Annotated in this window: 15 protein-coding genes; 1 reads left to right on the top strand and 14 read right to left on the bottom strand. The window is 72.5% G+C overall.

Annotated elements, in window-relative coordinates:
• Nucleotides 1-88: 88 nt before the first annotated feature.
• Genes R2J75_RS02625 through R2J75_RS02570 form a run of 12 tightly spaced genes read right to left on the bottom strand, consistent with a single transcriptional unit; the run spans nucleotide 89 to nucleotide 16,345 of the window.
• Nucleotides 89-4,825, bottom strand: coding sequence for an ATP-binding cassette domain-containing protein (locus tag R2J75_RS02625; RefSeq protein ID WP_316411018.1), 4,737 nt, complete (start codon nucleotides 4,823-4,825; stop codon nucleotides 89-91).
• Nucleotides 4,826-4,842: 17 nt separating this feature from the next.
• Nucleotides 4,843-5,361 (bottom strand): chemotaxis protein CheD, encoded by a 519-nt coding sequence (locus R2J75_RS02620; RefSeq protein WP_243334273.1) that lies wholly within the window; start codon nucleotides 5,359-5,361, stop codon nucleotides 4,843-4,845.
• On the bottom strand, nucleotides 5,361-6,590 hold the full coding sequence (locus R2J75_RS02615) for a hybrid sensor histidine kinase/response regulator (RefSeq protein WP_316411017.1): 1,230 nt from the start codon (nucleotides 6,588-6,590) through the stop codon (nucleotides 5,361-5,363). The genes R2J75_RS02620 and R2J75_RS02615 overlap by 1 nt, the downstream gene beginning before the upstream one ends.
• A 7-nt stretch (nucleotides 6,591-6,597) precedes the next feature.
• The gene (locus R2J75_RS02610; RefSeq protein ID WP_243334271.1) at nucleotides 6,598-7,659 is read right to left on the bottom strand and encodes a protein-glutamate methylesterase/protein-glutamine glutaminase; all 1,062 of its coding nucleotides are present in this window, start codon (nucleotides 7,657-7,659) and stop codon (nucleotides 6,598-6,600) included.
• A complete protein-coding gene (locus R2J75_RS02605) occupies nucleotides 7,649-8,488 on the bottom strand; it encodes a CheR family methyltransferase (protein WP_243347091.1) in 840 nt (279 codons plus the stop codon). The genes R2J75_RS02610 and R2J75_RS02605 overlap by 11 nt, the downstream gene beginning before the upstream one ends.
• On the bottom strand, nucleotides 8,485-9,030 hold the full coding sequence (locus tag R2J75_RS02600; protein WP_243334269.1) for a chemotaxis protein CheW: 546 nt from the start codon (nucleotides 9,028-9,030) through the stop codon (nucleotides 8,485-8,487). Before R2J75_RS02600 ends, R2J75_RS02605 begins: the two co-directional genes overlap by 4 nt.
• 60 nt (nucleotides 9,031-9,090) lie before the next feature.
• Nucleotides 9,091-10,728, bottom strand: a complete 1,638-nt coding sequence (locus R2J75_RS02595) for a methyl-accepting chemotaxis protein (RefSeq protein ID WP_316411016.1) — start codon at nucleotides 10,726-10,728, stop codon at nucleotides 9,091-9,093.
• Between the two features lie 13 nt (nucleotides 10,729-10,741).
• A complete protein-coding gene (locus R2J75_RS02590) occupies nucleotides 10,742-12,319 on the bottom strand; it encodes a methyl-accepting chemotaxis protein (protein WP_316411015.1) in 1,578 nt (525 codons plus the stop codon).
• Nucleotides 12,320-12,343: 24 nt separating this feature from the next.
• Nucleotides 12,344-14,503 carry a chemotaxis protein CheA gene (locus R2J75_RS02585; RefSeq protein WP_316411014.1) on the bottom strand — a complete coding sequence of 720 codons (2,160 nt, stop codon included), beginning with the start codon at nucleotides 14,501-14,503 and terminating at the stop codon, nucleotides 12,344-12,346.
• A gap of 10 nt (nucleotides 14,504-14,513) precedes the next feature.
• Entirely contained in the window at nucleotides 14,514-14,831 is a 318-nt protein-coding gene (locus R2J75_RS02580; RefSeq protein WP_316411013.1) for an STAS domain-containing protein, read from the bottom strand.
• A 9-nt stretch (nucleotides 14,832-14,840) separates the two neighbouring features.
• The gene (locus tag R2J75_RS02575; protein ID WP_316411012.1) at nucleotides 14,841-15,209 is read right to left on the bottom strand and encodes a response regulator; all 369 of its coding nucleotides are present in this window, start codon (nucleotides 15,207-15,209) and stop codon (nucleotides 14,841-14,843) included.
• Nucleotides 15,210-15,217: 8 nt separating this feature from the next.
• On the bottom strand, nucleotides 15,218-16,345 hold the full coding sequence (locus tag R2J75_RS02570; RefSeq protein WP_316411011.1) for a methyl-accepting chemotaxis protein: 1,128 nt from the start codon (nucleotides 16,343-16,345) through the stop codon (nucleotides 15,218-15,220).
• A 226-nt stretch (nucleotides 16,346-16,571) separates the two neighbouring features.
• Here R2J75_RS02570 and R2J75_RS02565 point away from each other — a divergent pair, with 226 nt between their 5' ends.
• Nucleotides 16,572-17,363 carry an SHOCT domain-containing protein gene (locus R2J75_RS02565; RefSeq protein WP_316411010.1) on the top strand — a complete coding sequence of 264 codons (792 nt, stop codon included), beginning with the start codon at nucleotides 16,572-16,574 and terminating at the stop codon, nucleotides 17,361-17,363.
• A gap of 14 nt (nucleotides 17,364-17,377) precedes the next feature.
• Here R2J75_RS02565 and R2J75_RS02560 read toward each other — a convergent pair whose 3' ends face one another.
• Complete coding sequence (locus R2J75_RS02560; RefSeq protein ID WP_394365909.1) at nucleotides 17,378-17,911, bottom strand: chemotaxis protein CheW; 534 nt, start codon at nucleotides 17,909-17,911, stop codon at nucleotides 17,378-17,380.
• A 46-nt stretch (nucleotides 17,912-17,957) separates the two neighbouring features.
• Nucleotides 17,958-19,568 carry a methyl-accepting chemotaxis protein gene (locus R2J75_RS02555; protein WP_316411009.1) on the bottom strand — a complete coding sequence of 537 codons (1,611 nt, stop codon included), beginning with the start codon at nucleotides 19,566-19,568 and terminating at the stop codon, nucleotides 17,958-17,960.
• Nucleotides 19,569-19,615 lie beyond the last annotated feature (47 nt).

Raw genomic sequence — 19,615 nt, 5'->3', positions numbered from 1 at the left:
TCGGGCGGCCTCACCCAAGGGTTGGAGGCGAACCTGCCTTCAGCTTTTCCTCGGCCGACATCGCTGGCCTGCGACCCGGGCCGGGGGGTCAATCCTGGGGGGCGGCGGCCGCCGCGTGGGCCCGGAGGGCGGCGCCCGTGGGGGTGGGGGCCGCGGCGAGCTGGGCGGGGGTGCCGGTGAAGACCAGGGTTCCGCCCTCCGGCCCCCCGCCGGGGCCCAGGTCCAGGACCCAGTCGGCGGCGCGGATGAGGTCCAGGTGATGCTCCACCAGGACCACCAGGTGGCCCTGGGCCGCCAGGCGATCCAGGGAGGCCACCAGGGGCGCGAGTTCCGCGCGGCCCAGGCCCCGGCCCGGCTCATCCAGGAGGAGGGCAGCGGGCCGGGGGTCCGCGTCCGCGAGGAGCTCGGCCAGGCGGAGCCGCTGCCATTCCCCGCCGGACAGGGTGCCCGCGGCCTGCCCGAGGCGCAGGTAGCCGAGCCCCGCGCCGGCCAGGGCGGCCAGGGGGGCCCGCAGGCCGGCCGGAGGCGCGGCGGCCAGGGCCGCGTCCACGGTGGCCGCCAGCCACTCGACGATCGTCCACCCACCCAGGCGGCAGGTGAGGACGGGCCCCTGGAACCCCAGGCCGCCGCAGGCCTCGCAGCCCACTTCCACGTCGGGCAGGAGGTCCATGGGCACGGTCAGGTGGCCGCGGCCCTCGCAGGCCTCGCAGCGCCCCCCGGGGGCGGCGGTGGAGAAGGCCCGGGCGGTGAGCTTGAGGGCCCGGGCCTCGGGGGTGGCGGCCAGGGCCTTGCGGAGGGGGTCCGCGATGCCGGCGGCGGTGGCCACCGTGGCCAGGGCGCCGGGGCCCGCGCCCAGCTGGTCCAGGACGCGCACCCGGGCCAGGGGCAGGTCCTGCTCCAGGGCCTCGCAGCCGACGGGGCCCCGGCCCCGGAGGGCCGCTTCCAGGGAGGCCCCCAGGACGCCCCGCACCAGGGAGGACTTGCCGCTGCCGCTGACGCCCGTCACGGCGACGATGCAGCCGGAGGGGAAGGTCGCGTCCACGGCCTTCAGGGTGTTGAGCCGGGCGCCCCGCACCCGGACGGCGGGCCCGCCGGGACGCGGCGTCCGCGCGGGGGGCGGCGCGCCGGGACCGGGCGCCACCCGGCGGCCCCCCGCCGCGCCGGCGCCGGGGCCCAGGTGGATGCGGGTGCCGGCCGCCGCGATGACGGCCGGGTCGTGCTCCACCACGACCACGGCGTTGCGGGCCGCCAGGGGCCGGAGGACGTCGAGCAGACGGGCCGTGTCCGCGGGGTGCAGGCCCCGGGTGGGCTCGTCCAGCACGTAGACCACGCCCCAGAGTCCGGCGTGGAGGGCCGAGGCCAGGCGCAGCCGCTGGGCCTCGCCGCCCGAGAGGGTGGCCATCTCCCGGTCCGGGGCCAGGTGGCCCAGGCCGGCCGCCTCCAGGGCCCGCAGGCGCGGCAGGAGGTCGGCGGCCAGCAGCCCCGCGGGGCCCTCCGGAGGGAGCCCCTCCAGCCACGCCGCCAGGCGCGACACGGGCCAGCCCAGCACCTCCGGCAACCGCCGGCCCTGGACCTGGGCCGCGGCCCCCTCGGGGCCCAGGCGGGACCCGGCGCAGGCCGGACAGGGGAGGTCCGCCATCAGGGCCTCCAGGGACGCGCCCTTGCCCTCGGCGTGGACGCGCTCGTACTCCGCGTCCACGAGGGCCGCGAAGCCCTCCCAGGGGGTCTCCAGGCGGTGGACGCCCTCCCGCGCCCCGCGCCGGTAGGCCCAGTCCACCTGGAAGGTGCGGTCGCCGCCGCCCCGCAGGGCCAGGTCCCGGGCCCCGGGCGCCAGGTCCCGCCAGGGGAGGTCCACGGCGAGGCCCAGCTCCCGGGCGGCGGCGGCGAGGGTGGCCATGAACCGGCCATCCGGCTCCTCCAGGTAGGCCCCGAAACGGGTGCCCGCCAGGGCGCCGCTCCCCAGGGGCCGGTCGGGGTGGGTGACGAGGCGCTCGGGGTCGCAGGTCTGGATGAAGCCCAGGCCCCGGCAGTGGCGGCAGGCCCCCCGCTCCGTGTTGGGGGAGAAAGCGGAGGCGGGCAGGCCCGTCCCCGAGGCCCGGGCGAAGAGCATGCGGAGCCGCTCGTCCAGCTCCGCCACCGTGCCCACCCGGGACCGGGGGTTGCGCCGGCCCTGGGCCTGGGACACGGCCACCGCGGCCCGGAGGTCCCGGGCCCGGGCGAAGACGGCTCCGCCGGGCCGGGCCAGCAGCCGCCGGGCCCAGGGGGAGACCAGGTCCGTGAACCGGTTCCGGCATTCGGCCAGGAGGGTGTCGAACACGAGGCTGGACTTGCCGGACCCGGACGGCCCGGTGACCACGGTGAGGCCCGTGGCGGGGAAGGCCGCGTCCACGCCCTGGAGGTTGTGGGTGGCCACGCCCTCCAGGACGAGGGGGGGCTCGGGCCCCGCCGGGGGCGGCGCGGGAGGGGGCACGTCCAGCCCCCGCAGGGCCTCGCCGGTGCGGGAGGCGGGGCAAGCGGCCACCGCGTCCGGGGGACCGGCGACCACCACCCGTCCGCCCCGGGGGCCGCTGCCCGGCCCCAGGTCGACGACGTGGTCGGCCCGGCGGATGACGGCGGGATCGTTGTCGGCGGCCAGGAGGGTGTGCCCTTCGGCCAGGAGGCGGTCCCAGGCGTCCAGGAGCACCTGGACGTCGGCCCCGTGGAGGCCCGTGGTGGGCTCGTCCAGCACGATGAAGGAGGTCCCCTTCCCCGCGCGGGCCAGCTCCGCCGCGAGCTTCACCCGCTGGGCCTCGCCCCCGGAGAGGGTGGGCGCGGGCTGGCCCAGGGCCAGGTGGCCCAGGCCGCAGTCGGCCAGGGCCCGGAGGATGCGCGCCAGGCGGGGCTGGTCCGCGAAGAGGTCCAGGGCCTCGTCCACGCTGGCGTCCAGCACGTCCGCGACGGAGCGGCCCCGCCAGGCCACCTCCAGCACCTCCGGGTGGAAGCGCCGCCCCCCGCAGGCCTCGCACGGCACCAGCACGGCCCCGAGGTGCTTCATGCCCACCTCCACCGCCCCGGCCCCCTCGCAGGCCTCGCACCGGCCCCCGGGCGTGTTGAAGGTGAAGTGGCCCTTGCCCAGGCCCCGGGCCTTCGCCTCCGGGGTCCCCGCGAAGAGGTTGCGCACCAGGTCGAAGGCGCCGGTGTAGGTGGCGGGGTTGGACCGCGGGGTGCGCCCGATGGGGGCCGCGTCCACCTTCAGGAGGCCCCGGGAGCCGAGGCGCCCGGCCAGCTCGTCCAGGAGGGAGGTCTTCCCGGCGCCGGAGACGCCGGTGACGACGTTGAGGCCGCCCTCCACCAGCTCCACCGCCACGCCCTGCAGGTTGTGGCGGCGCAGGTCCCCGAAGGCCAGCCGCCGCCCCGCCCGGACCTTGCGGGGGGGCGCCTCGGGCGCCGCCAGCCAGGCCCGGGTGGGCGTGGGTTCCCCGGGCCCCAGGAGGGCCTCCGGCGGTCCGCAGTGCAGCACCCGCCCTCCCGCCGCCCCGGGGCCGGGGCCCAGGTCGATGATCCAGTCCGCCCCCCGCACGATGAGCCCGTCGTGCTCCACCACCACGACGGTCTGGCCCTGGTCCCGCAGGCGCCGCAGCACCCCCAGGAGGCGGTGCGCGTCCGCGGGGTGGAGCCCCGCGGAGGGCTCGTCCAGGACCACCAGGAGGCCCCGCAGCTCGCCCAGGGCCAGGCCCAGCAGGCGCAGGCGCTGGGCCTCGCCGGGGGAGAGGGTGGGGGCGGCGCGGTCGAAGGTCAGGTAGCCCAGGCCCAGCTCCTCCAGGAGGGCGGTCCGGGCGGCCAGGTCCCGCCGGATGGGCTCCAGCACCGGCGCGTCCGGCCCCGCCGGCAGGTCCGCCAGGAAGCGGCCCAGGTCCTCCGCGGTGAGCGCGGCCAGCTCGGCGATGCCGCGGCCCCGCCAGCGCGCGGCCAGGGGCGCCGGGGCGAGGCGCAGCCCCCCGCAGGCGGAGCAGGCCGTGGTCCGCACGTAGCGCAGGATCGAATCGTTGCGCTTGCCCCGGAGGATCTCCTCCATGACCGGGAGGAGCCCCCGGTAGTGGCCCTCCTGGCGGGGGCGGGCGGTGATCCCCGTCCACTTGAGGCGGGATTCCAGGGGATGCTTGCCGTAGGGCACCTTCAGGCGGGTGGACCCCTCCAGGACCACGGTCCGGGCCTCCCCGGCCAGGTCCCCCCAGGGGATGTCCACGGAGCCGCCGTGGGCCCGGAGCACCTGGTCCAGGACGTCCAGGGTGACCTGGGAGTACATGAGGTAGCCGTTGGGCGTGCTCACGTGGAGCGCGCCCTGGCGCAGCGAGAGGGCCGGGTCCTTCACCAGGAGGTCCGGGTCCAGCGCGTCCTCCACCCCCAGGCCGGCGCAGCGGGGGCAGGCCCCTTCCCCGTTGAAGGAGAAGGCCCCCCGGGACAGGCGGGTCCCGTCGGGCGTCTCCCCCAGCCGCGCGAAGAGGAGGCGCAGCAGGTCCCAGACCTCCGTGAGGGTGCCCACCGTGGACCGGGGGTTGGCGAGCCCCGCGCGCTGGCCCGAGGCCACGGCGGGCCCGATCCCCTCCAGGCTGGCGAAGGCGGGCCGGGACAGGCGCCCCATGAACTGGCGGCTGAAGGACGGCAGCGTCTCCAGGAAGCGCCGCTGCCCCTCCCGGAAGAGCGTGCCGAAGGCCAGGGAGGACTTCCCGGAGCCGGAGACGCCCGTCACCACGGTGAGGCGCCCGCGGGGGACGCGCACGTCCACGTCCTGGAGGTTGTGCTCCGCCGCGCCCCGGAGCCGGATCCACTCGGTCTGTCCGTCCATGCCTGGATTCTACCCGCCTACCGGGGCCGGCCGTCGGGGAGGGCCACGGGGCCCCCGTCGGCGCGCTTGAGCCGGGAGACCAGGACGGAGCCCGTGCGGGTGTTGAGGATCAGCTTCCGGCCGAAATCCCCGCCCACATCCCGGGCGGTGATGGGGATGCCCTCTTCCGCCAGCAGGGCCGTGGCCACCTCGATGTTCCGGTAGCCCACCGTGAAGACCCCGTTCCCGTCGCCGATCACGTTGGCCCCCCCGAAGACCTTGGCCACCAGGCGCTCCCGGGCGCAGCCCATGTCCAGCATGCGCCGGACCAGGCCCGGGATGGCCACGCTGCCGTACTTGGGGGTGGCGAGGCCGTCGCCGTTCCAGAGGGCCAGCATGTAGTGGTTCATCCCCCCCGCCCCCATCCGCGGATCCACGAGGCACACCGCCACGCAGGAGCCGAGGACGGTCGTGACCAGGTGCTCCTCGCGGTGGGCGAAGAGCATGCACGGGTAGAGGTAGTGGCCGGGAGGCCCTCCAGAGGTCGGACCGGCCATCAGAACGCCTGGGGATCGTCGAAGATGAGGAGGTTGCCGTCCATGGATTCGGCGTCCATGTGGTCCAGGAAGGTCCCGGGGGGGAGCCGCACCTCGAAGGCCGCGCCGCCGCCGGGCAGGTTCTCCGCGGACACGGAGCCGTCCAGGAGGTCCGCGAGCGCCTTCACGACGGGCAGGATCAGGCCGAGGCCCGGCGCGGCGAGGCCGCTCCCGTCCCCGCCCCCGAAGCCCCGGAAGAGGTCCTGGCGGGCCTGCTCCTCCAGGGCCGGACCCGAATCCGCCACCCGGATCCGGAGCTGGCCCCCGGTCACGGCGACGGAGACCTCCACCTGCCCCGCCGGCCCCGAGCGGAGGGCGGCATTGGCCACCAGGTCCGCGAGGATCAGGTGGACCATGCCGCCGTCGGTGTCGAAGTGCGCCTCCTCCGCGGAGACCCGCACCTCCGGGTGCTGGGAGCCGGCCGCGCGGGAGCACGAATCGGCCACGTCCCGGGCCACGGAGGCCACGTCCACGCGGGACACGGTGGGCCGGGCCTGCCCGGCCTCCAGTTCCGCGGCGCAGAAGACGTTGCGGATCTGGAAGTCCAGCCGGGTCGCCTCCATGCGCACCAGGCGCGCCAGCTCCCGGCCCCGGGCCGGATCCAGGGCCGGGTCCAGGATGCGGTCGGCCAGGCCGATGATGTCGTTGAGCGGGTTGTTGATCTCGTTGCGCATGAGGGAGAGGAACCGGTCCTTCAGCGCCTCCGACTTCCGGAGCTTGTCGTTGAGGGTCAGGAGGCTGCGGTTCATGGCCGCCGCCTCCGAGAAGGCCTTCTCCAGGCTCAGGCCCTTCTCCTCGAGGGCGACGCCCCGCCGCCGGGCTTCCAGGTGGGTCCGGACCCGGGCCCTCACCTCCTGGAGGTGGAAGGGCTTGGTGATGAAGTCCACGGCCCCGCTGTCGAAGGCCCGCAGGGCGAGGTCGGTGCCCGCGAGCCCCGTGATGACGACCACCGCGGTGCGCTCCGCGCCCGGCATCGCCCGGATGGCGCGGCAGACCACGTAGCCGTCCATCCCCGGCATCGTCAGGTCCAGCAGGACGAGGGCCGGGGCGTGGGCGCGCACCGCCTCCAGGCCCGATTCGCCATCGGCGGCCTCGAGGACGTCCAGGCCCATGCCCCGCAGGTACTCCGCCAGGGCGGCCCGCAGGTCCCCGTCGTCGTCGATGATGAGGACCCGTTCGCGTGCGTCCATGAAAGCCTCAGCGAGCAATGAGTTCGGGGATCTGGGAGAGGGACACGACCCGGTCGGCGGCGCCCATGCGGATGGCCTCCTTGGGCATGCCGAAGACCACGCAGCTCTCCTCGTCCTGGGCGAAGGTCTGGGCCCCGGCCTGGCGCATCTCCAGGAGGCCGCGGGCCCCGTCGTCGCCCATGCCGGTCATGATGACGCCCCGGGCATTGCGGCCCGCGAACTTGGCCACGGAGCGGAAGAGCACGTCCACGGAGGGGCAGTGCCGGTTCACGGGCGGCGCGGAGACCACCTCGACCTGGTACTGGGCCCCGCTCCTGCGGACCACGAGGTGGCGGCCGCCGGGGGCGATGATGGCCCGGCCGGGCAGCACCCGGTCCCCGGTCACCGCCTCCTTCACTTCGATCTCGCAGATCCGGTCCAGGCGCTGGGCGAAGGCCGCCGTGAACTTCTCGGGCATGTGCTGGACGACGACGATGCCGGGGCAGGTCCGGGGCAGGGCGGCGAGGACGTATTCCAGGGCCTGGGTCCCCCCGGTGGAGGTCCCGATCGCCGTGAACCGGTCCGTCGTGACGGCCATCGCCTCGGACCCGGAGGCCGCGGCCAGGACCGCGTCCGCGCCGAGCTTGGGCGGCGCGGGCCGGATGAGCTTGGCCGCGCGGGCCGCCCTCGCGGCGCGGACCGCCTGGGTCAGGTCGTTGGAGGCGTCCTCCAGGAAGGACTTCACGCCCAGGGTCGGCTTGGTGAATATGGCGAAGGCCCCGGCCGCCATGGCCTGGAGGGTCGTCTCGGCCCCCTTCCCCGTCAGGGAGGAGCAGATGATCACGGGGGTGGGGCGCTCGGCCATGATCTTCCGCAGGAAGGTGATGCCGTCCATGCGCGGCATCTCCACGTCCAGCACGATCACGTCGGGCCAGTCCTTCTCCATCCGCTCCAGGGCGAAGAGCGGATCCATGGCGTGGCCGATCACGCGGATGCCCCGGTCCTTGCCGAGGATCTCGGACAGGGCCTGCCTGACGACCGCGGAGTCGTCGACGATGAACACCTTGACGGGGGCGGATTCAGGGGACACGGTACACCGTCGGACGAAGGGGCTTGAGCCCGTGATCGAGGCCCGTGAGGCTCTCGGAGTGGCCGACGAAGAGGAGGCCCCCGGGCTTGATCTGGGCCGCGACCGTCTCCACCGCCTTGAGTTTCTCGGCTGGTTCGAAGTAGATGAGCACGTTCCGAAGGAAGGCGACATCGAAGGGGCCCAGCTTCGGCAGGGTCTTCATGAGGTTGGCCTGGGCGAAGGAGACCTTGGCCCGCAGGGCCTTGCTCACCAGGAGCATCCCCTCGTGCTGGCCCTGGCCCTTGAGGCAGTGGGCCCGGAGGTGGGCCTGGGGGATCCCGGTGGCCCGCTCCATGGGATAGAGGGCCCGGCGGGCCCGCTCCAGCACCCGGGTGCTGATGTCGGTCCCCAGGACCGACCACTCGCCGCTGCCCAGGGTGTCGGCCAGGACCATGGCCAGGCTGTACGCCTCCTCCCCGCTCGAGCTCGCGGCGCTCCAGACCCGGAAGGGGAGCGGCACCGGCCGGAGCGACCGGATGTGGTTGGCCAGGATCTCGAAGTGCTCGGGCTCCCGGAAGAAATACGTCTCGTTGGTGGTCAGGAGGTCGATGGCGGTCTGCAGTTCCTGCGTCTCGGACGGGTCCCGGATCAGCTTGTAGTAGTCCCCGAACGTGGCGGCGCCCCGGTGGCGGAGGCGGCTGCCGAGCCGCCCCGTCACCAGGGCCTTCTTCTGGTCGGACAGGTTGATGCCCGTCAGGTCCTTCACCATCGCGCGGAACCGCGCGAACTCCGCGTCCGTGATGGCCGGGGCGGGCTGCGTCAGCCCCGGGAGCGGCAGGGGGCGGCTCACGCGGCGGGTCCCTCCCCGCCCGTTCCGGCGGCGAGGGCGGCCATTTCATCGATGGAGAGCACGTGGGCCACATCCAGGATGATGACGAACTTGCCGCCCACCTTCCCCACCCCCGCGATGAAATCGGATCGGAGGGAGCTGCCGAAGGCGGGAGCGGGCTCGATCTCGGAGGGGCCGATGTCCAGCACCTCGCTGACGTGGTCCACGATCACCCCCAGCTCCACCACATCCCCCTGGCAGGGCACCTCCAGGATCACCACGCAGGTGCGCCGCGCCACCTCGGTGGGGGGCCGGTTGAACCGCACGGACAGGTCGATCACCGGCACGACGGCGCCCCGCAGGTTGATCACCCCCCGGATGAACTCCGGCATCAGGGGCACCTCGGTGAGGGTCCCGTACTGGATCACCTCCTTGATGGACCGGATCTCCATGGCGAAGGCCTCGCCGCCCAGGTTGAAGGCGAGGTACTGGGCCTTCTGCTCCGCCTGGACCCGGTTCGCCTGGGCCCTGTTCCGCTTGTCCAGCCGCATGGCTTCGGCCATGGCATCCTCCCTCCACATTCTCACACGGGATGGGGCGCCCGGAGGCGCCCCCGGGGCGCTTCAGAAGCGGGCGAAATCCCGCTCATCCATCTCGTCAACCCGGGGCGCCGGGGCGGCCGCCTTCCGGGGGGCCTGGGCCGGCGGCGTCGCCTTGCGCCGGGGGGCCGACGCGCTGCTCCGCTGGGTATCCAGGCGGAAGAAATCAACCGTGCTCTGCAGTTCCATGGCCTGGGCGCTCACTTCCTCGGACGTGGAGGCCAGTTCCTCCGAGGCGGCCGCGTTCTGGGCCACCGCCTGGCTGATCTGCCCGATGGCGCCGTTGATCTGGCCGACGCCCGCGTTCTGCTCGCTGCTGGCCGCGGCGATCTCCATGACGAGGTCCGACGTCTTCTGGATGGAGGGGACGATGGTGTCGAGCAGCTTGCCGGCACGTTCGGCCAGGTCCACGCTGCCCTCGGCCAGCCGGCTGATCTCCTCCGCCGCCACCTGGCTGCGCTCGGCCAGCTTGCGGACCTCGGCGGCCACCACGGCGAAGCCCTTGCCGTGCTCGCCGGCCCGGCCCGCCTCGATGGCGGCGTTGAGGGCCAGGAGGTTCGTCTGGTAGGCGATGTCGTCGATGATGGCGATCTTCTGGGCGATCTGCTTCATGGCGCCCACCGTCTCGCGCACGGCCTCGCCGCCCTCGACGGTCTCCCGGGAGGTGCGGGTGGCGATGTCGCCGGTGACCTTGGCGTTCTCGTTGTTCTGGGCGATGGAGGCGCTCATTTCCTCCATGGAGGCGCTGGTCTCCTCCACGCTGGCAGCCTGTTCGCTGGCCCCCTGGCTCAGGGACTGGGCGGTGGAGCTGAGCTGCTCCGAGGCGCCCACGAGGGTCCCGGCGTTGTCCCGCACCTGGCCGATCACCTCCCGCAACTTGAGGACCATGTCCCGGATGGAGGCCATCATGCTCGTGGTGTCGTCGCGCGCCACCTCCACCTCCACGGTGAGGTCGCCGGAGGCCACCTTCTGGGCCACTTCGGCGGCATCCTTCGGTTCGCCGCCCACCTGGCGCCGGATGACCCGGGTGACCAGGAGGCCCAGCCCGATGGAGCCCAGGAAGCCCAGGACGTTGAGGAGGATCGTGGTCCCGCGGAACGAGCGGAACAGGGTCTCGTTGGCCTTGGTGTCGCTGTCGGCCACCTTGAGGTTGGCCTCGGTGATGGCCTCGAAGGCGCTGCGGATGCTGACGTACTTCGGCCGCACTTCCTCCAGCATGATCCGCCGCGCCTCGTCCTCCTTCTTGGCCTTGACGAGGCCCAGGGCCTTGTTCTGGAGGGCCACGTACTCGGGCCAGGCCGCGTCGAACTGCTTCCAGCCGTCCAGCTCCTCCTGGGACATCTGGGTGCTGCGCTCCTTCTTGACCCACTCGAGGACCGTGGCCCGGGCGGTGTCCATGCCTGCGATCTCCTTGTCGCGGGCCTCCTCGGTGCGGGCCGTCAGGGCGTACAGGAAGCGCATCTGGAGGGCCGCCGTCTGCACGACGCAGCCCGACATGTACCGGAGGGGCACGACGGCGTTGGTGTAGCTCTCCTTGGCCCGGTCATTGATCCTGGAGGCCCCGCCGAGGGCGATGGTCCCGATGATCACGGAGACGAAGGAGACGAGGACGAAGGCGAGCAGCAGTTGCGCGGCAAGCCGAAGGCGCCTGTACCAGTTCATGGGTCACCTGCCTTCAAGAATGGGTGGGGTGGGCGTGGGACCTCCGGGCGGCTCCACGCGGGGCCCGCCCGGCTTCTAGGCTGAAGAAATCCATGGTGGAGCGAAGTTCCATAGCCTGGGCGCTGACCTCCTCGGCCGTCGAGGCCAGTTCCTCGGAGGCGGCGGCGTTCTGGGCCACGGCCTGGCTGATCTGGCCGATGGCCCCGTTGATCTGGCCGACGCCCGCGTTCTGCTCGCCGCTGGCGGCGGCGATCTCCATCACCAGGTCGGAGGTCTTCTGGATGGACGGCACGATGGTGTCCAGCAGCGTCCCGGCCTGCTCAGCCAGGTCCACACTGCCGGAGGCCAGGCGGCTGATCTCCTCGGCCGCCACCTGGCTCCGTTCGGCCAGTTTCCGCACCTCGGCCGCGACCACGGCGAAGCCGCGCCCGTGCTCCCCGGCCCGGCCCGCCTCGATGGCGGCGTTGAGGGCCAGGAGGTTGGTCTGGTAGGCGATGTCATCGATGATGGCGATCTTCTGGGCGATCTGGTGCATGGCGTCCACCGTCTGGCGCACCGCCTTGCCGCCTTCCTGGGCCTCCAGGGCCGTCCGGGAGGCCAGGTCCCCGGTCACTTTGGCGTTCTCATTGTTCTGGGCGATGGAGGCGCTCATTTCTTCCATGGAGGCGCTGGTCTCCTCCACGCTCGCAGCCTGTTCACTGGCCCCCTGGCTCAGGGACTGGGCCGTGGAGCTGAGCTGCTCGGACGCGCCGACGAGGCTGCCCGCGTTGTCGCGCACTTGGCTGATGATCTCCCGCAGCTTGCCCACCATCCCGTGGATGGCGGCCATCATGCTCGTGCTGTCGCCCCGGGCGAGCACCACCTCCACGGTGAGGTCGCCGGAGGCCACCCGCTGCGCCACCAGGGCCGCTTCCCTGGGTTCGCCGCCGACCTGGCCCTTGATGAGCCGGGTCACGAGGAGGCCGAGCAGGATGGCGCCGGCCATGGCGACGACGATGGCGATGCCCATGCGCTGGATGGCGGAGGCGGCTGTCGCCTGGTTGTCGTCGGAGATGCGATGGGCGGCGTCCACGTTGACCTGAACGAGCTTTTCCAGGCAGGTGTTGACCTCGCCCCCGATCTGGACCACCCGCGCGCTGTACGAGACCGCGACGGCGTCCGCGAGCTTGTTGGCCTTCCGGGCCTCGATCATCGGCCGGGCCACCTCGGCGTCATAGGTGTCGAACAGGCCCAGCAGCCGCTCGAAATTGGTCTTGTCCTCGTCGTTCACATAGGTCTTCGAATAGGACGCGCTGGCGTCCTTGATCTTCTTGTCCAGGGTCGGAAGGGCCTCCAGGAGCGCGTCCAGCTTCGCCTTGTCCGGCGCGGCGATGAGCTTGCTGAGGGTGTTGCGCTTCAGCTGGAAGTTGCTGACGATCGCCACGACGTCCTTCATGGGGGCCATCGACTTCTCGTACATGAAGGCGTCGGCCTTGGCGAGGCGGTCGAGGTAGACCACGCCGATGAGCCCGACCACCCCCGCCAGGACGGCGATGGTGATGAACCCGATGAGCAGCTGGGTGGCCAGACGGAGGGACTTGAACCAGGACATGCGGACCTCCGGGATGGAGAAGGATCAGCGGTTGGTGGAGAGGGCCGGCAGGTCCCGGCCCGGGTGCGCGCGCGATTCGGAGGCGAGCTGGACCAGCTGGGGCACGTCCAGGACCAGGGCCACCCTGCCCGAGCCCAGGATCGTGGACCCGCCCACGCCCCGCAGGTGCTGGAACAGGCTCCCCAGCGGCTTGATGACGGTCTGGAATTCGCCCAGCAGCCGGTCCACGACGATGCCCGCCCGGGTCTCCCCGAACTGCACCACCACCACCCGCTCCCGCGCCGGGCGCTCCCCGGGCGAACCCAGCACCTCCCGCAGCCGCAGGAAGGGCAGCACCTCGCCCCGCAGGTTGATCAGATGGTTCTCCTCCGACTCCAGGAACGGGCCCAGGTCCAGGCACTCGATGATCATGTCCAGGGGCACCACGTACGTCGTGTCGCCCACCCCCACCATGAAGCCGTCGATGATGGCCAGGGTCAGCGGCAGGCGCAGCCGGATCGTCGTGCCCGCGCCCTCGTAGCTCTCCACCTCGATCGTGCCCCGCAGCTCGTCGATGTTCCGGCGCACCACGTCCATGCCCACGCCCCGGCCCGACAGGTTCGTCACCGCCGCCGCCGTGGAGAACCCCGGCTCGAAGATCATCGCGTTGATCTCCGCGTCCGACAGCTCCGCGCCCTCCTGCACCAGCCCGCGCTCCACGGCCTTCCGCAGGATCCGCGCCCGGTCCAGGCCGCCGCCGTCGTCGCTCACCTCGATGACGATGCTCCCCGACTCGTGGAACGCGTTCAGCGCCAGCGAACCCGTATCCGGCTTCCCCCGCGCCCGACGCACCTCCAGCGTCTCGATCCCGTGGTCGATGGCGTTCCGCACGATGTGCATCAGCGGGTCCGCCAGCTTCTCCACAATCGACTTGTCCAGCTCGGTCTCGGCCCCCTGCACCTCCAGGTCGATGGCCTTGCCCAGCTCCTTCGACACGTCCCGCACCACCCGCCGGAACCGCGCGAACGTCTCCCCGATCTGCACCATCCGCAGGCTCAGGGCGTTGTCCCGGATCTCCTCCACGAGCTTGTTCACCACCGTCAGGGACTCCAGCAGCGATCCGTCCCGGGCCCCCGCCGCGCGGGTCTGCGCGCTGGCCCCGGCGATCACCAGCTCCCCCACCAGGTCCACCAGCTTGTCCAGCTTGTCCGCCGAGACCTTCACGATCTTCAGCTCCCCGGCCTGGCGGTCCTGGGCCTTCTTCTGCTTCTCCAGCGCCGCCGCCACCACGGGGGCCGGCACGTCCTGGTCCTGCACGAGGATCGTCCCCACCTTCCGGCCGTCCTCCTCCTCCCGCTGCACCCGCAGCGCCTCGGCCAGGTCGTACTCGGTGATGCAGCCTCCGGCCACCAGAATCTCGCCCAGCAGGTGCTCCTCGTCGGGCAGCTCCCGGATCAGGGCCAGGTATTCCTCCACCTTGGCCTGGGGCGGGATCAGCCGGACCCGGCTCTCCTCCCGCACGAACTCGAACACGTCCTCCAGGGTCTTCCGGTCGGCGTCCGTCTCCAGGTCCATCTCCAGGCCCAGGTAGCACTGCTCCGGGTCGAAGGCCCCCCCGGCGGGGAGCCCGTCCAGGATCGCGTGCATGTGCACCATCCGGCCCAGGGTGCCCAGGAAGCGCACGAAGGACAGGGGATCCATGCCCAGCTGCAGCACCGTGGGGGCGAACCGCACCGACAGGTGCCAGTGGTCCCGGGTGCCGCCAGGGCGCGCCGCCACCTCGGGCCGGACCGGTTCGGCCAGGGTCGCCACGGAGCCCTCCAGCCAGGGCACGAGGGCCTCCAGGAGCCGGTCCCCTTCGGCGGCGAGTCCCTCGGGTTCCGCCTCCCCGGCCGAGATGCCCTGGATGAGGGCCACCAGGTGATCGTGGCAGGCCAGGAACAGCCCCACCAGCTCCCCCCCCAGCGCCAACTGCCCGCCGCGCACCCGGTCCATGACCGACTCCACCGTGTGGGCGAACCGCACGATGGGATCCAGGCCGAACAGGCCCGCCGACCCCTTGATGGTGTGCACCGCCCGGAAGATGGCGTTGATGGACTCGGCGGGCTCCGCCTGATCCTCGAGGCCCAGGAGGGCCTCCTCCATGGCCTCGAGGAGTTCCCGGCACTCCGCGATGAACGTCTGCTTGACCTGATCCATGTCCATGGCGCGGTCCTCAGGAAGGGTGGGAGGTGGGCGCGATGACGAGGGTGTCCCCGAACGCCCCCGTCAGGTGGAGCAGGTCCAGGACCTCCACCACCGCGGGGCTGTGGTTCCCGAAGGGCACGGGGGTCCCCGCGGCCTTGCCTTCCCGCTTGAGCCAGAGCAGGACCTGGATGCCGGCGGTGTCCACCTCCGTCACCCCGGACAGGTCCAGCTCCAGGGGCGCCTGGTGCAGCTCCTCCCGGAGCCGCGCCCGGGCCTCACCCGCCTCGAAGATCGTAAGCTCGCCCTCCAGCTTCAGCACCGGCCCCGAACGGATGAATGTCAGCATCGCCGCACCTCAGGGAAGGATGAGCTTGGAAACCGCCATCAGGAGCTGGTCGGGCTTGAAGGGCTTGACCACCCAGGCCCGCGCCCCCGCGGCCTGGCCCTCCTTCTTCTTCTCTTCGCCCGCTTCCGTCGTCAGCATGATGATCGGCGTGAATTTGTAGGCCGGCAGCGTCCGCACCGTCTTCAGGAACGTGATGCCGTCCATGTTGGGCATGTTCACGTCGCACACCATCAGGTGCACCTTCTGGCCCGTGAGCTTCGACAGCGCGTCCTGGCCGTCGCAGGCCTCGATCACCTCGTAGCCCGCCCCGGCGAGGGCGATGCCCACCACCTGCCGCAGGCTCACGGAATCGTCGATGATCATGATCGTCTTGGCCATGGCTCCACTCAGAAGAAGGTGATGTCGGATTCGTCGGACGCCCCCGCGCCCTCGCCGTGGTGCACGGCGAGCTGCTCCAGCGTCGTGTAGGTGCGCTCCAGGTCCCGGAGCCACGCGGCCGCGTCCAGCGCCCCGCCCCCCGCGACCTCCGCCGCGAACTTCTCCATGTCCGCGATCACGCTCTGCAGGATCTGCGAGACCCGGTCCTGGAACTGCAGGTGCACCAGCGTCCCCGAGATCTCCCGGCCCAGGTCCTCCCCGGCCTCCTCGAACCGCCGCGCCGAACCCGAAAGGTCCGTCGCCCCGGCCTGGATGTCCTCCACCACCCGGTGGATGGTCGCCTCCGCCCGGCGGATCACCTCCGCCTCCCGGTCCCCGAAGGCCTCCGTCTCCCGCAGGGTCTCCAGCAGCGACTGGTTCACCCACGCCACCTTGGTCGTGATCGCGTTGCCCGTCGTGCCCGAGCGCTCCGAGAGCTTGCGCACCTCGTCGGCCACCACCGCGAAGCCCCGCCCCAGCTCCCGGGCGTGGGCCGCCTCGATGGCCGCGTTCAGGGCCAGCAGGTTGGTCTGGTTGGCGATGGAGGCCACCTCCTCGCTCATGGCCCGCAGCTCCTCCGTGATCGCCGCCAGCCCCCGGATCTTCTCCAGCACCACGGCCCGGGCCCGGGCCCCCTCCGCCAGGTCCCGCACCACCCCCGCCAGGGCCTCCGACCCCCGGTCGATGATTCCCTGCAGCTCCCGGTTGCTCTCCAGCCCCGAGGTGTCCAGGGCCTTGCGCAGCTCCCCGTGCATGCCCGCGAACCGCGAGGCCAGGCCCCGGATGGCCTCCTCCATCTGCTGCCGGGCCTCGGCGGTCTGCCCCGCCCACACCGGCACCACGGCCTGGGCCACCTGGGCCAGGGGGGCCGCCCCGGGCGCCGGCGCGGGGGCCTCCGGGACGGGCGCCGGGGGGGCGCCGGCCGCGGGGGCCTGGGTGGCGAAACGCCGGGCGGCGACGGTGCAGCCGGCCGCCAGGACGCCTGCTAAGGCACCGGGCCACCGGAACCCCGAGAGCCCCCAGGGCGCCAGGAAGGCGACGGCCGGCAGGCCTGCGCGGCCCAAGGCCTCCGGGATGGACTTGGCGACGGCAATCACGGAAACGCTCCAGGAAGGGGTTGGCTTCAGGCTGGTGCCCACGATGGCACAGGTTTGAAAACAGGAAAGGGGAAAGCAATCGTAGAACATTTCATCGGAATATTTCCGACAAACTCAATCTTTGGTGGGTGTTGCAGTATTGAAAAATGCAATCCCCCCGGGCCCGGACCCTCCGGCGCCCCGCTGGGGTAAGCTGGAAGCCATCCCCCCGCTTCCGGAGGCCCCCGTGCGCATCCCTTCCCCGGCCGTCCTGGCCTTCGCCCTGGCCGTCCTGCCCGCGCTCGCCGCCGGCCCCAAGAAGACCTGGGATTTCGGGTCCTTCAGCTACGTCCGCCGCGCCCCGGCCGAGGCCGGCGCCGCCCCCAGCGCCCACCCGGCGGTGGTGGACCCCGAGGCCCTCGGCCAGGTCCTCGCCTCCGTGCGCTTCCAGTCCGGCAACACCGTGCTTCCCCTCTTCGCGCCCGCCGAGGCCGACGCCCTGGGGCGCGCCATGACGGACGCCCTCGCCTCCACCGGCCCGGGGGAGGACCTGCAGATCCTCGCCACCCGCAACCGGGAATCGGGCTTCTTCGCGGGCTCCTTCAGCGTCACCGCCCGGGCCTTCGTCCAGGACGGGCGCCTCCAGCTCATCGTGAACGAGGTGCGCCAGGACTGGATCTATGTGTACAACATGGATAACCGCATGCCCGACTTCGAGTACGGGTCTCGGGCCAAGGCGGGCCCCGCCACCCTCAGCGCCCCCGGCGCCGTGGTCGTCCGCCGTGATTGGCTGGCCCTGCCCCTGGCCAAGGCCGACGCCAGGTCCGCGCCGGCCCCGGCGCCCGTCGCCGTCCAGCCGAAGGCGGTCCAGCCCGCCGCCGCGCCCGCGGCCCCCCCGCCCAGTCCGGCCCGCCGGGCGACGGTGGAGGACCGCCTCCGGGACCTCAAGCGGTTCAGGGAGCAGGAGCTGATCACCGAAGCGGAGTACGCCCGGCAGAAGGCCGACCTGCTCAAGGAATTCGCCCAGCAGGGCAACTGAACCCACGCCCCCCCTCAGGCCAGGGCCGGGGCTTCCGCCCCGGGTGCCGCCAGGGCCGCCATCTCCTCGATGGAGAGGACGTGGCCCACGTCCAGGAGGATGACGAACCGGCCCCCCACCTTCCCGATGCCCGCGAGGAACTCGGAGCGGAGCGCGCTCCCGAAGCCAGGGGCGGGGTCGATGTCGGTCTCGGGGATGTCCAGGACCTCGCTGACGTGGTCCACCATCACCCCCAGTTCCACCGGCCCCTCCGGAGAGGGCACCTCCAGGATCACCACGCAGGTCCGCCGCGCGATCCCGGTGGGGGGGCGCCCGAAGCGCACCGAGAGGTCCACCACGGGCACCACGGCGCCCCGGAGGTTGATCACCCCCCGGATGAACGCCGGCATCAGGGGCACCGCCGTCAGGGCCCCGTACTGGAGCACCTCCTTGATGAACCGGATCTCCATCGCGAAGGCCTCGCCGCCCAGGTCGAAGGCCAGGTACTGGGTCTTCGGGACCGAGGCCTCCTGGGCGGCCTGGCTCCGGCTCCGCTTGTCCAGACGCATGGGTGCGTCCATGGCGCCCTCCTTTCCCGCTCCGGGACGGACCCGGTCAGAAGTTCGTGAATGAGCGCTCGTCCAGCTCGGCGTGGGCGGCCCGGGGGGCCACCCGCGCCCGGGTCCTCCGGGTCTCGGCGGGCTGGCCGGCCAGGTGGAAGAAGGCCATGGCCGACTGGAGTTCCTCGGCCTGGGCGCTCACCTCTTCGGAGGTGGAGGCCATCTCCTCGGAGGCCGCGGCGTTCTGCGCCACCGCATGGCTGATCTGCCCGATGGCGCCGTTGATCTGGCCGACCCCCGCGTTCTGCTCGCTGCTGGCGGCGGCGATCTCCTGGACCAGGTCCGACGTTTTCTGGATGGCGGGCACGATGGTGTCCAGGAGCTGGCCGGCGCGCTCCGCCAGCTCGACGCTGCTGGTGGCCACCTCGCCGATCTCCTGGGCCGCCACCTGGCTGCGCTCGGCCAGCTTCCGCACCTCGGCGGCCACCACGGCGAAGCCCCGGCCATGCTCCCCGGCCCGTCCCGCCTCGATGGCGGCGTTGAGGGCCAGGAGGTTGGTCTGGTAGGCGATGTCATCGATGATGGCGATCTTCTGGGCAATCTGCTTCATGGCGCCCACCGTGGCCCGCACGGCCTCGCCGCCTTCGACCGCTTCCTTGGCAGTCCGGGTGGCGATGTCCCCGGTGACCTTGGCGTTCTCGTTGTTCTGGGCGATGGAGGCGCTCATCTCCTCCATGGAGGCGCTGGTCTCCTCCACGCTGGCGGCCTGTTCACTGGCGCCCTGGCTCAGGGACTGGGCCGTGGCGCTGAGCTGCTCCGAGGCGCCGACGAGGCTGCCCGCGGTCTCCCGCACCTGGCCGATGACCTCCCGGAGCTTGGCCACCATCCCGTGGATGGAGGCCATCAGGCTCGTGGTGTCGCCCGGCGCCAGCGCCACTTCCACGGTGAGGTCGCCGGCGGCCACCCGCTGCGCCACGAGGGCCGCCTCCGCGGGCTCGCCCCCCACCTGGCCCTTGATGAGGCGGGTCACCAGCAGGCCCAGGACGATGGCGACGACCACGGCGGCGGTGATGGCGGCCCCCATCCCTTCGGTGGCGGAAGTGGCCGTCTTTTCATTGGCCTCGGACACGTGGTGGGCCGTGTCCAGGTTCACCTGGACCAGCTTGTCCAGGCACGCATTGACCTCGCCGCCCAGCTGCACCACGCGGGCGCTGTAGGAGATGGCCACGGCGTCGGCGACCTTGTTGGCGCGCTTCGCCGCGATGGTGGGCCCGGTCACCTCCCGGTCATAGGCCTCGAAGGTGGCCATGAGGCGCTCGAAGTCGGCCTTGTCCTCGGCGTTCACGAAGCCCCGGGCATAGGAGGCGCTGGCGTCCTGGATGGCCTTGTCGAGCCTGGGCAGGGCCTCCAGAAGGGCGTCCAGCTTCTCCCGGTCCGGGGCGGCCACCACCTTGCTGAGGGTGTTGCGCTTCAGCTGGAAATTGCTGACGATGGCCACCACGTCCTTCATGGGGGCCATCGTCCGTTCGTACATGTAGGCGTCGGCCTTGGCCAGCCACTGGATGTAGACGAGGCCGATGACCCCCACCACCCCGGCCAGGAAGGCGACGGTGATGAAGCCCACGAGGAGCTGGGTGGCCAGGCGAAGGGACTTGAACCAGGACATGGGTACCTCCAGAAGGGACGGGGTCGGGCACGGGTCTGGAACCGGCC

The sequence above is a fragment of the Mesoterricola sediminis genome (assembly GCF_030295425.1).
GTDB lineage: Bacteria > Acidobacteriota > Holophagae > Holophagales > Holophagaceae > Mesoterricola > Mesoterricola sediminis.
The sequence above is the reverse complement of the archived record's forward strand: the minus strand, read 5'-3'. Positions and strand labels throughout refer to the sequence as shown.